We start from the raw sequence: 11,704 nt of genomic DNA on the forward strand, positions 1-11,704 counted from the left end.
AAACCCGGTTCATTCTGTTGGAGAGTGAACCGGGTTTTTCTTTCTTGGAGCGACTGTCAGCGCCTCGTCACTGCCCGCTTGGCAACTTCCTTGCATGGCGCTCGCTCCCCACATCGGCATTCCGAATAGCTTTCGTCGCGTTATGTATTGATAAGCTGTCGGCCGAGGGATGACGCGATGAATTGCTCGGGTGTGACGCCGTCCCTGAACCAGGTCAAGAGGCGTTGCCATGCGAGATAGTTGGGAAGGTACTTCGTTGCCACACCACGCAAGCCGACGTTAATCCAGCCCTTCAGTCGCGAGTGGTAGCTGTTGACGTTTTGGACGTGGAACGAGGGGTTGATGGGCGAGCCGTGCTTCGAGGCGCTGAACATCTTCAGAGTCACCCCAAGCTGGCGCTGTAGCGCGTAGTAGGCGGGGTTACCGTCGGAGCAAACGATGGTGTCTTTATTGACAACCGGGCGGAGCGTTTCCACCAGCTCCTTGCCGCTCATCGCGGGCATCACCCGGTCGGCCGTGAAGCGTTGGCCGCGTGCAATCGCGACCAGCACGGGAACCTGCTCTTTTGAAAGGCCACGCTTCTTGGCCTTGCCGCCGCGATGGCGCGGCGGACGTGGCAGTTTTCGCTGGCCCTTGAGCGAATGGAGAAAATAGGTTTCGTCCGCCTCCAGCAAGCCTTCCACGGCTTTTGGCTGTTGCGCGACCACGGCGTTAAGAAAGCGGTGTCGCCACCGATACGCTGTCGAGACGGCGACATCCGCTGTTTCCGCGGTTTCCCGTACCGTCAGCCCGGCGGCCATGCATTCGGCGTTGACCGCGAACTTGTCCTTCATGCGGAGACGTGCGAGAGGGGTATCCACGAAGGAGAAACATTCCGGCCGGAGGACGACATTCCTGTATCTTCGCAGATCATCCGTACGCATCTGGATGACACGCTGCCTATGCGATCGCTGACAACGTGACAGTGGTTACTGACAACGTGACAGTGGTTACTGACAATATGCGAGGCTCTTCGGCTTAGCCCGATGAGCAGATCGTAGACTGCTCCGTGCCGCCTCGACAATCCCTGACAGTTGTGGTGAGTGTGCGCACGCCCCTTGCCAAATCAAAGCCTTTCGATATATGTCTGCCATCAAATACGGCCTGAATCGCGGGCGCCAACTTGCTGGTGACCACTCGCTCCCGACCTTGGCATATATCGCCATCTGGAGTTAGACGCCATAGAATTGTATTAACGGCTCGCGAACTGAACCAGCCATCAGACCGTCGCAGGCCGACCGATCGGCCAGCATCCGTCTTCGCAATTTGCTCAATGTGATCGGAGCGCACCCCTAGCGCGCCTGCCGCCTGAGCCCACCCCAGAATCACATCATTCGCCGTCGATTGCCCACTTGCGAGGGGAGGCACGCCTTGTTCGGATACCTCGTCATCTAGGAGCGGCAATAGGGCGAGTCTCGGATGCCATATCACACCCCCAATTGTGCCAGTTGTCGGATGCAGATTCGCATGCGATGAATACCACTCTCTGACCGAATGCAGCGTTGCAAGGTTACTCCGATCGTTCTTTTCACCCCTGTCTATTTCCAGCATGGCCTGAAAACACCGGGCCGCCTCGCGCGCACGCCTTCGGTCAGTTCGACAAAGCGACATAAACCAAGAAACCACTTCTGCATTTACGTTGACGATAGGAGCTAAGGTTAGATCGGCCCCACAATTACATCGACATAGTTCGCCGCGATTGTCATCTAGGCTGCGGCGGCAAACATAACAGCCCGTCCACATCAGAATATTGTGCTTTGTGCAAGCTGCATATGCTTTGAGCCCCCAGATTTTCCGCCAATATTGCTGCTCCCTAAGACAAAGGGTACAGTATGAGCCGACGTCATGGCGCAAAAGAGACTCATCAAACAGGCAATCGTCGACGAGGTATTGGGCCCCCCCCAGGGGCAGTGCGGTGGTAGCAAAGCGCTTCCGCTTTGGCAAGTTCAATACCACAAGACCTCAGGAGAAGGCGATATCGAACTGGATCCGCCTGCAATCGCTTAGGCCATCCGCTATCCCGGCTGAACCTCGGCACTGTAGCCAAGAATGTAGGGACATTCGGATACCCGAGGCCTTCTACAATACGAATCAGATAGCTGCATGGCGACTCCCCTGGCAAAGGAATGGGTCGAACTGGTATCTTAGTGCCTGTCACAATTTTATACCTTAGGATTTTGTCGATGTGCGAGATCTCTCAAGCATCTGATTTTAAGTTGCGTTGAAGATAATTTAGCCTTTCAGCAGCAGCTTCCTCGAAGTCGACGCAATCTATTTGGAGAGGCGGCACCGGAATGGGAAAGACGCTTTCATGGGATGAGAGATGCCACTACCGCGATCGCCTGCGAGAGGCCCGTTACTCCGCCTTGGCCGATGCCGAAGGTTTTGGAGAGGTGTGCTTCGCACTGGAGGCCATCGGGCTACGGCTGCTGGGAAAGGAAGGGCAGCTAGGGTCCTATACCAACGAGATTTTTGACCTCGCGAAGGACTCCGACGTGCTGAGCCATGTGGTTCCAAAGTTCCCGGCACTCTTTGCCGGCTTTCCTTCGCTCTATAAGACAGTTCATAACGCGCGCAACGACGCAATGCATAGCGGTGTTTATGCTCGCCATGCTACAGATGCAGCGATTGCGCTATGCATTGCCCTTGAGGAGGCGCTAATGACAGAGCAAAAGATTGAGCGAGTGACGGTGGGCGATTTTATGGTCCGTTCTCCCATGACCGTCCAGCCGTGGCAGCCGGTAGCCTATGCTCGACAGCTCATGCTTACACATTCGTTCTCATTCCTTCCGGTGAAATTGGACGCGGATTGGTTGCTGCTGCCTGAAATCTCTGTGGCGAAGCTTCTACATCGCAAGGAGAAGAGAAAGGAGCTGCTCGCGAAGGAAATCAAGGATGTCGGCGGCCTCAAGGAACACGGAGCAGCATTGGAACTCATCCCTGCGCGTGTCGTGTCCGAAAATTCAAAGGTTGATGATCTTCTAGCAGAAGCGGACACAGGCACTCAGACGCTTTGGTTGGTGGAGGATGGCCATGGTGGCCTAGCCGGGGTGCTGTCGTCGTTCGAGCTGATGTAGTGCCCCAAGAGCTACGGAGCCCTGTGCAGGGACTCATAGATTGTGGTGCCCTTCTCGGCCCGTGCATCGTTCCGTTCCCACTGTGATCACCGAGTCAGCGTTAAAGTGCTCCATGAAGCATTTCACAATGTGCCGCAATTATTGGCTGGGAATAATTATTGGCATCCAATAATTGGTATTAATTGATGAAGGATCACTTATCCGGGAGCAGGCCTTAGTGGTGTAACGCTAAGAGCCGACGTCACGGAAGACTCAGGTTTATCGCGCGATCTACGACCGGCAGCTTGCGGTCGGCGATCGGGCACCCGCGAGGCTGTGCGAACGGCAGCGGGCATCGCTGGACACATAGAGCGGACATTCAACCGATTGCCTCGCCTCAGCGTGTCGCACGCCGGAATGGCCGACAAGGACTACGGCCATTGGAGTCGATGACGGACGGCAAATCGTCGGCCTGGGTGATTTTTCAGGCATAGTGCGCTAAGTGGTCAGCGTCTGGTTATCGGCACCTATTGGGCCAGTCCAACGCCCACGGTCGAATGCAGCCGGCTGTCCCTGTGCACGCACAGCAGCGCCGAGATGGCCGACGAGACGAGCCCTATATGCCCGCTCGATGGCGCTTGCGCTTGAGGAGGTCCTTAGCGAAGGCAAAGAAGTTTGCCTCGAGCTGCTCCAGATCTCCACCGCTGATCACATGCAGTGTTTCCGGACTGATTTCTCTACCGAACTGATGGCGCGAGCCGTCGGGCGGATCCAGCGGCTCATTCAGCGCGGCCGCAAGTACACGCATTGACTGCAACTGGCGTTCACTAGGCGGGCGCGCCGCCTGCCATTCGTCGGCATGCCGCACATTGTTGGCCGAGGCAATTATGACTTGACCGAGCGAGCAGCCGCCAAATGCAGGCGATGAGGCATCCCATTCGCCCATGGTCGCCTGAATGTCCGCACGGAATGACTGCATTGCGTTTGAGAGCGCTACTGAAATCGCGCCAGCGTACACGCCGCGCGCTACCTGCTGCGCCCCTCTGGCGTCGTTGATCCGGTGGTAGGCGTCGTAGTCGAAGCTCTGCATCGGATGCGGCGAGGTCGCGGCAGCGCGGGTGAACAGTTCCTCGAGCTCGCCGTCGAGACGCTCGGCTAGGTCCGCTGGCGGAAACACGGCCTCGAACATCACGGCCATTACTGGATAGTTGTATCGCCACCAGTTAACAAGGCTGAAGCACGCGCTGTAGTCGATGTCATTTAGCATCAGATCCCCGCGCCGCGTCAATGCCAAGTCGCCGTTCAGCACGGCTAGATCGGCCGGGATTTTGAGGAGGTCGATATCGTTGCGCTCGATAATCTCCAAGTAGTCGGGCACCGGAACGACTGAGATCTTAGTATGGGTCTGTTCCATCAGACAATCCAGATCGCAACCATGTAGGGAAATTCATATCATCGACCTATGCGACTACGGAGTCAAATTGCGTGCTAGGCGAACGCACACTGCTGCGCCGCGATGCGACGGGCATAACATTTTCGCTGCGTCGACCGCTCCTGAAGAATAAAATACTCGTCCTCGATTCCGACGAGTCGGACATCATGAACTGCACGCCAATTTTGCGACGGCGAGGCACAATTGGGGAAGAATTCATAGAAGCGGCGGCGAACATCCGCTTCCACATTAAGCAATTCGTCCTTAAGCGCCCAATACCATCCATAAACTTCAATCGGCACCCCTGTCGCCGTAATTCCCCCTTCGGAAGAACGGTGCGTCCGTTGATCTGAATGGCAAAATTCGTACGGTTTGACCGAAGGGCTTTGATTTCCTGCGGTGTGAACACTTCGCTCGTGACCGATTTCGGCGCGAAGTGCAGTTCAGGCCAATTCCTGTCAACGACCGTCAGCAACCGCGGATTGTCAAACAGGTCCAGCTCATCGTGCGCAACGATGTCGATCAGATAGGCCGTCTGTCCGTCGATACGCAACAGCAGGAGTTCGGACTCGCCGCGCTTCCGCTCGACGAAGCCTCGCTTATCTAGTGTATCGATGCTGTTCAGGTGCAAATGGTGGATGCCCCACGTCAGCAAAAGGGGATCGTGGTATGCGGCACGAACCGCCCGCGTTGACAGATAAGGTCGAAGACTTTCGCCCCTTCTGAGCCTCGACATTATTTCTTCAAGCGGCTTCCTGTGCGTCTTGAACTTGGGATTCTGCCGAATCTCGTCCGAAAATCGCAGTTCGTAGGGAACTGGTGGGATAGTTCTTTCGGTGTGTGTGTACAGAACGGCAAAACGGTCCAAGACCGTGTCGCCTAGCTTCGCCTGATAGCCGAGGTGGTCCAATCGCTCAATGGTTATGGCGTCAAGATCGGCAACGAAATTCATCGCGACAAGCAATTGCATAACGGTCACGCGAGCAAGAAGCTTAGCATTGTACCCGCGCGCCGTGAATCTGGGCCCATCCTGCCCGAGTGTCGGTTGACAAGGTGAGAGAGACGTTCGAGCGGCCGAGTCGTCGGTCTGGCCAACGGTCGGAGATGGCCGTGAGCGACCAGCGCGCTCTGTCCTCAATTTGAGGCGGTACTGTGGTTCGGATAGGCATTCCGCCTCAAGACCGCGCAGGGGTTTCGTCAGTTCTGGGCTTTATTCAAACTATCGAAGACCGGTTTCGGGAAATCTGAAGGTCCGCAGTGGGTCGGCGGCTTCCGACCCTGAACCGCTTCTCGCAAAGCGGTGCGGTTGCTTCCGAGTCACACCAGCCACTGCGCCAGTGGGCAATCGGAAGAAGCGTTTCACCAACCAACGAGCAGCAGGCGAAAGGGGCCGCGTAGCCCTTACAGTGCAGGGCAACGGCGGCCATGGCCACGCAGACAGAAAACCCGGCCCGTAGCCCTAGTTGCCGCTCAGCGCAATGGCGAGTCGCCCGCTACCTTTGCGTCCGCTATCCTTTGCAGGGCTTCCTCGAAGAGGTGATCGGCGTTGGCAAATCTTAGCCGCCCGCTGTCGAATATGGCTTCCAAGTCCTCTCTTGTCAGAACAAGAATGCCGGTTTCAGCCGCGGCGTTCAAGTCTGCTTTGACCTCGTCCTTAGTCATCGCCGTCACGATGACCGGCAGAACGCGCAAGTGTTGAAGGCCAGACGTCGCTAGCATCTTGCGCAGTGACGCTTCGCGAGCGCTCAGTTTCGACAATTTGCTTTCCGCTCTCAGAAGCCCAAGCGTGCATTCGACGACTACAAAATCGCCTCGCGGGCTGACGGCCAAGATATCGAAAGCGTCGCGCGTTTTAGCGTTCATCCCGAAACTGACAGGGGCAAACCCTAAAGCCCAAAGCATCCAAGCCACGGCCGACTCAAAATCGTCTGCCGCCTTGCCTTTCGGCGGAAGCTCGGGCAGCAAATAGCCTCGGAGCAGTTTGCCGGTTTGATCAACGCTGGAAAGAACCGCAGCCCGTGCGTTCTGATACGTCTTTGGGTCTGCAAACCAGCGCAAATGGTGCGCGTGCCCGGCATACGACGCAATGCACTGAACCACGGCACCAAGCGGCACTTCAAGCAACAACTGCCCAACGATGTCGCCTGATCGGTCCCCCCAATCAAGCTTGTCACCTTCGACTGAGCCGCGATTCACGACGACGCCTTTGTCGATCACGCGATACCCGAGTCTCGCTTTTGATTTGTCGAGGTTCTTCGCCAACCAAAGCCCCAAGTCGGCTTTGCCGTCTTTAACAGTGGAGAGCGCGAATACCTCTGCCGCCGCGTTCGCCACGACTTCCAGCGTGGTGGACGTGTTCGCCGCAGCGCCGAGACCATATTCGATGCTAAGCTCGCTCAGCGAATCGAAAGGATGCACGGCGGCCTTAAGCATCCAATCGGTCTGTGGCTGCTGGACCAGCATTTGCCGCCTGATCCCACTCATTGTGAGGACAGCTAGGCGGTTTCCTTGGCTGATTCCCTCGGCATGGATCAGATCCGGTGGCCCCACGCTGATGTTCTGGTTGTCTTCGGAGCGCAGGAGAAGCTGGCCCCGTTCGGCGATCTCAAAGCCATCGGGGGATGCAATCTGTTCAATCGCTTGGGCGACAGCCACCACTCCGCCTGATAGTTCCACTTGGCCGGCTTCGAGGTCGCCAGCTTGAAACCAACTCTTTGGCGGCTCGCGAAAAACTGAGGCCACAAACACGCGCGCAGCTAGGATATCGAGAAAGGTTCCTCGTCTGACTGCTATGAAAGTCAGTCGCGCGCTGGTGTATGCAGAACTCCAGGGGCTTATTGCTGCGAAGAAATCGCCGACCATCTTTTGAACATGCTGATTCATAGGACTACCTGAACGGAGCTGAATTCATCGGTCATTGTAAAACCTGTTGCGCGCCGAAGCCGCGCGACTGTTGTCACTGCGCGCCAAGTGTGGGCTTCCGCGCATGGCAGAATATTGCATCATGCCCTCGCGTAGATATTATGTCAGGCGGCACGGTAGCATGACGAGTCGCCTAACGTCCGTCGCTTGGGTACAACCTGACATCCAAATAGCGACGCAAATGAAGGGGCGAACGGCTCCTTATGGCCGGGAAGGGACCTCGGTCATCAGGCAGCCGGCCGTCGCTTCCCGACAGCCGCTTCTGGTCGATCTCGGCCGATTGACGCCCCAGCGGTGCTCGACCGGCTCCACTCGACCCATATTTGCCCTTCAGTCGGAGAAAATCGACGTCAGCGTATAGCGGCCGTTCTCCCATCACGTCGGTCTGCGCGGACAAGGTCTATGTCGGCGGGAGAAAAGGCTCTATCCTCGCTCACACAGCCATAAACCCGCCTTCACAGAACCAGTTGCTCTCGGCGAACGCTTCGAATGCAGAAACACGCCAACCATTGACACGCACGGCGCGCGCACTCTCCGCTCGGGCGAGCAACTCGCTGCGAACGGTCGCAGCACCGCCTGCGTCATGGATTATTTGAAGCTGATGTCTGATGTTGATCAACTCGTCAGCACCTTGTGCAGCGTACAGCCCGCCGAGCCCAAGCGTTTCAAAATGGAGGAGCATCCGAGCTGCAAGCACTTCATCCCAATGATCTGGCGGCTCCACGAAGAACCTCAGGGAAGCTGGTGCGGTTGTCTGCACGGACGCGAACAGCCAGCGATCGCCATCAATGTCGTCAAAGTAAGGATGCAGCGTCTCCTCGTTCGCGCTCGTAGGCAGGTTCGCCAGCTTGGCCTTATTGCAGTCCTTGCACGACGGCACCAGGTTCAGCGGGGTAACCGCTAACACAGGATAGTGCGCCTTGGGCAAATGGTGGTCGAGCGTGGATGCATCCCGCTGGGCGCATAATGGGCACTTTCCGGCGGGGGCTAGGCTCATTAGAGCGTCGTAGACGGGTCGTCCGGGCGCGGTCTTGGAAACCATTCGCTGGGTGTAAACAGTCTCCATTTCGGAAGTCGTGACCACACCGCCGATGACGGCCTCGCGCACAAATTCGTGCAGCCGTATCTGGGCTGCAAGATCCTGGAATGTGTCGGATGCTTGGGAGACGTTCGTTGATATCGACGCCAATCGCGCCCTGAGCTCGGGATTACGCACGCGGCTGATGCACAGCGCGAAGACATCGCCAGCGGCCAGTTCCGGAGGTTCTAGCTTGATCATTGGTCGCCCTCACGGTTGACCATCAGCGCTCGGATCAACGCCCGGGCCTCGCCGCCTAGCTTGTGGTCGAACTTGGCGACTACTTCCTCGAAGTCTTCCTCATTGTGCGCGGCCGTCCGTAGTAACTGGTGGAATCCGGCGTCCGTTACCTCAAGACCGAACACCTCGCGAGTGAGTACTCCGACGTTTTCGCCAAAGGTCTCAATGGTCGGGCGCTCAGCTTGAACGATCCGGCCGTTGCGCCAGATCTTCCAGACGCATCGAGAGGGCACCTCCTGAAGGATTACTGGCGAGTGTGTTGCGACAATCGCGACCCCGTTGCGATTTACGAGCAAGTCAGACAAGGCACGCACGAAAGCAGATAGCAGGGGCGGATGAAGATGCGCCTCTGGTTCGTCCAGTAGCACTAGCGTCCGCTCCTCCACCGTCTCGACGAGACGGGTGATCGTCAGAAGGACGATCTTGTGACCAGAGCTAAGGTTGCTAAAGAGCTTGCGGGCACTGGCCTTGAGCGTATCCTCCTCCAATTCCTCCTCCGCAAGCGAAACAACGTCTGCGGCCTTGAAGATTGGATCTGCTTCCAGCACATGCAGCGCACGGCGCCATCGACTTAGGCGTGCGCTCTGACTGCGGCATACGAGGACACTGGCGCCGAATTCCCGCGAAAGACTATCGGGCGATTTCGGAGCTAGGGGCTTGCCTTCAGACGTGGTCCCTGTACGCTTGAGTCCTACGTAGGCGCAGGGGATACCTTCAGACCGATCGCGACGATTGGGCAAGGGCTCAAAGGGGTCGAACGCGCTGAAGGTCACGGACACCAGGTTGGAGAACAGATCCTGGCCTTCGTCGTCCGCTCCTGCCTCGAACGCTCCCACCTCTTCGGGACTCGATCGTTGGTCCACAAGCGACCGCGACATGTTATTTAGCAAATGAGTCTTGCCGACGCCGTTGCGGCCGATGAGGACATGGATATTGCTGGGTGGCATCGACTCTGGTTTGACGACAAAGGTCAGCTTGATAGGCGGAACCTTCGAGCGAGCCTTCTGCGGCCCGGAATACGAAAAGTTGAAACGCGATAAGCGCGCCCCCCTTGAGCGAGTCGGGCATATTGGCCCTGCACAGTAGCGCGCGTCACAGATCGGAGTAGCGACACGCCTGTAACTTTCTCCTTGAGCGCCGTTTCGAGGAGCTGCGGATCAAATGCCATATCACGCAGTCCTGTGAGCACCCGATCCCGTAGTGCCACGCCCAATTCGTTCAGGCGTTCGTAGTAGGTGTCGTCTTGCCCGACAGAGAAAAACTCTTCGCCTAACATGTCGAACGACGGCTCGAGGTCCGGACTGCGTTGACCCGACCGCATCCCGACTTGCCCGATTTTGACGCTGCCGATGTGCTGCTTCTCACCACTAGCGTCTATTACGATCAGCGTGTACATCGTGCTGTAGGCGAACCAGTCGTCCCAATTGTCCGCTAACAAGTACGCGGCTTCCATACCGGAATTGGGCGAACCTTGGCCGACGGGGACCACGGTAAAAAATTTTGCCATTTTATGTTGTCTCTACCTCGACTCAACTCATTCATTGCATGCCGGTCGCAGTTCGTCTGTTCCCCGCCGGGCTGCGTCAGGAGGAGGCAACTCCCGGTGAGTATTGCCGGTGCGTTAGTTTAAGGTATAACTACGAGACTCTGGCTGCTGCGTTTCTGCCGTCCGGTGCGAGCCGGAGTGACAGCAGCCAGTTTGAAGCGGACACACTGGCTGCTGTTGCGGCTGACGGCTCTTGGCCGACGGCGGTCTATGAGACCTTCGTCGTAGCCTGCATGTGGCCTGTGGACATCAGGAATTCAACAGATCTGCGGAACGGATGCTCCATGTCCGGCGGCTCGACCAACACGGTCAACTTTGGCATGGACATTTGGTCGAATAGCGAATAGCAAAGCTCGGCGTAAGCTGTCCACAGCTTGTGCATTCCTTCAGCGCCCTTCAGGTTTCTTCGGAGCGAGTATCTGGTTGTTTCGAGGTACGCGGAGACCCGCGTCGTCCATGTCGTCCCTCGGTGGAGAGCGGTGCTGCGAGAATGGTCGGTCGCGTCGACACCGCGCAAGTAGATGGTGACCGGCGAAAGGGATCGGACGATGTCCTCAAATTCTGCGATGTAACCACGAATTCCACCTTGCTCCTGTTCCATCATGAAGCGAACAGTGCTCTGAAAAAGGCTGCCTTCTAAGCCGCTCCGCAAGGGTGCTCTTGCCAATTCCTGGCAGCCCATCAATCAGTACCAGTTTCAAAGTTCAGCGCCTGCTGCCAACGCAGTCCCCATTTTTGCTGACAATAATATACCGCATCGATCGAACGTCGGCTTCTGGACGACGATGTTGAAATTGTTCTGGTCAACACCGTTACCTGGCTCTCGCTTGACGAGCGAAGAGACGGCCGGCCACGGTGCCCCGGCCGCCTTATCAATGAAGCTTGCAGGCCTTTTGACGGACCTTACGTAAAGCCGCGTCGTCCGGTACGCTGCTGGCCCCGAGCAGTACGGATATCTCGAGTAGGGAGCGCAAGCCGGCTTCCTTCCACCGCGCAGACCGTGGCTCACGAAGCGAAACCCCGTTTTGCTCCGCCCATGCGTGTAGCGCGTCAGCATGTAAACCGAGATCTCGGTCCACAGCAATCCACTTTGGGAACGGGCGGACCTCGACACACTTGTCGAGCAACGTGCAAACACCCGACGTTGGGTCCCCATCAGCCATTTCCAGGAAGATGCATGCCCCGACTGGATACTCGAGTATCGCGAAGAGAAATTTCTCCGGATGTTTTTGGAGACGATGCCAGGCAACAAGCCATCCGATAATGCCCGGCAATCGCCTTCCACGAACGATGCTCAGATTGCCGATCTCCCCATCTTCCTCCGCGTCTTCACTCGTTTCCATACGCACCTCCGTGATAGTTTTTGTTACGCCAAGCGCTTTGGCCATGCT

The 11,704-nt window shown here is 57.1% G+C and carries 11 protein-coding genes; 1 reads left to right on the plus strand and 10 read right to left on the minus strand.

The features are described from left to right. Nucleotides 1-140 precede the first annotated feature (140 nt). Complete coding sequence (locus tag OMK73_RS25365; protein WP_267604466.1) at nt 141-833, minus strand: IS1595 family transposase; 693 nt, start codon at nt 831-833, stop codon at nt 141-143. Between the two features lie 184 nt (nt 834-1,017). Beyond that, entirely contained in the window at nt 1,018-1,995 is a 978-nt protein-coding gene (locus OMK73_RS39380) for a TniQ family protein (RefSeq protein ID WP_420715571.1), read from the minus strand. Between the two features lie 338 nt (nt 1,996-2,333). On the opposite strand from OMK73_RS39380, the gene OMK73_RS25370 reads away from it, so the two are divergent. Beyond that, nucleotides 2,334-3,116, plus strand: a complete 783-nt coding sequence (locus OMK73_RS25370; protein ID WP_267604467.1) for a hypothetical protein — start codon at nt 2,334-2,336, stop codon at nt 3,114-3,116. Nucleotides 3,117-3,711: 595 nt separating this feature from the next. Here OMK73_RS25370 and OMK73_RS25375 read toward each other — a convergent pair. From OMK73_RS25375 to OMK73_RS25410, 8 genes are all read right to left on the minus strand, one after another. Further along, nucleotides 3,712-4,509, minus strand: a complete 798-nt coding sequence (locus tag OMK73_RS25375) for a hypothetical protein (protein ID WP_267604468.1) — start codon at nt 4,507-4,509, stop codon at nt 3,712-3,714. 46 nt (nt 4,510-4,555) lie between these two features. Continuing rightward, the gene (locus tag OMK73_RS25380; RefSeq protein WP_267604469.1) at nt 4,556-5,497 is read right to left on the minus strand and encodes a hypothetical protein; all 942 of its coding nucleotides are present in this window, start codon (nt 5,495-5,497) and stop codon (nt 4,556-4,558) included. A 500-nt stretch (nt 5,498-5,997) separates the two neighbouring features. Then, complete coding sequence (locus tag OMK73_RS25385; protein WP_267604470.1) at nt 5,998-7,410, minus strand: hypothetical protein; 1,413 nt, start codon at nt 7,408-7,410, stop codon at nt 5,998-6,000. Between the two features lie 472 nt (nt 7,411-7,882). Further along, entirely contained in the window at nt 7,883-8,728 is an 846-nt protein-coding gene (locus OMK73_RS25390) for an HNH endonuclease (protein ID WP_267604471.1), read from the minus strand. Then, nucleotides 8,725-9,714 carry an AAA family ATPase gene (locus OMK73_RS25395; protein WP_267604472.1) on the minus strand — a complete coding sequence of 330 codons (990 nt, stop codon included), beginning with the start codon at nt 9,712-9,714 and terminating at the stop codon, nt 8,725-8,727. The genes OMK73_RS25390 and OMK73_RS25395 overlap by 4 nt, the downstream gene beginning before the upstream one ends. 23 nt (nt 9,715-9,737) lie before the next feature. Continuing rightward, nucleotides 9,738-10,274, minus strand: coding sequence for a hypothetical protein (locus OMK73_RS25400; protein ID WP_267604473.1), 537 nt, complete (start codon nt 10,272-10,274; stop codon nt 9,738-9,740). Nucleotides 10,275-10,521: 247 nt separating this feature from the next. Further along, on the minus strand, nt 10,522-10,914 hold the full coding sequence (locus tag OMK73_RS25405) for a hypothetical protein (RefSeq protein WP_267604474.1): 393 nt from the start codon (nt 10,912-10,914) through the stop codon (nt 10,522-10,524). A gap of 271 nt (nt 10,915-11,185) precedes the next feature. Beyond that, complete coding sequence (locus OMK73_RS25410; RefSeq protein WP_267604475.1) at nt 11,186-11,701, minus strand: hypothetical protein; 516 nt, start codon at nt 11,699-11,701, stop codon at nt 11,186-11,188. Nucleotides 11,702-11,704 lie beyond the last annotated feature (3 nt).

Origin of the sequence: Cupriavidus sp. D39 (genome assembly GCF_026627925.1) — a bacterium.
GTDB lineage: Bacteria > Pseudomonadota > Gammaproteobacteria > Burkholderiales > Burkholderiaceae > Cupriavidus > Cupriavidus ulmosensis.

Coding starts and splice junctions, on each gene's coding strand:
- OMK73_RS25365 (WP_267604466.1), bottom strand. CDS start 833: ATGAAGGACAAGTTCGCGGTCAACGCCGAATGCATGGCCGCCGGGCTG.
- OMK73_RS25370 (WP_267604467.1), top strand. CDS start 2,334: ATGGGAAAGACGCTTTCATGGGATGAGAGATGCCACTACCGCGATCGC.
- OMK73_RS25375 (WP_267604468.1), bottom strand. CDS start 4,509: ATGGAACAGACCCATACTAAGATCTCAGTCGTTCCGGTGCCCGACTAC.
- OMK73_RS25380 (WP_267604469.1), bottom strand. CDS start 5,497: ATGCAATTGCTTGTCGCGATGAATTTCGTTGCCGATCTTGACGCCATA.
- OMK73_RS25385 (WP_267604470.1), bottom strand. CDS start 7,410: ATGAATCAGCATGTTCAAAAGATGGTCGGCGATTTCTTCGCAGCAATA.
- OMK73_RS25390 (WP_267604471.1), bottom strand. CDS start 8,728: ATGATCAAGCTAGAACCTCCGGAACTGGCCGCTGGCGATGTCTTCGCG.
- OMK73_RS25395 (WP_267604472.1), bottom strand. CDS start 9,714: ATGCCACCCAGCAATATCCATGTCCTCATCGGCCGCAACGGCGTCGGC.
- OMK73_RS25400 (WP_267604473.1), bottom strand. CDS start 10,274: ATGGCAAAATTTTTTACCGTGGTCCCCGTCGGCCAAGGTTCGCCCAAT.
- OMK73_RS25405 (WP_267604474.1), bottom strand. CDS start 10,914: ATGGAACAGGAGCAAGGTGGAATTCGTGGTTACATCGCAGAATTTGAG.
- OMK73_RS25410 (WP_267604475.1), bottom strand. CDS start 11,701: ATGGCCAAAGCGCTTGGCGTAACAAAAACTATCACGGAGGTGCGTATG.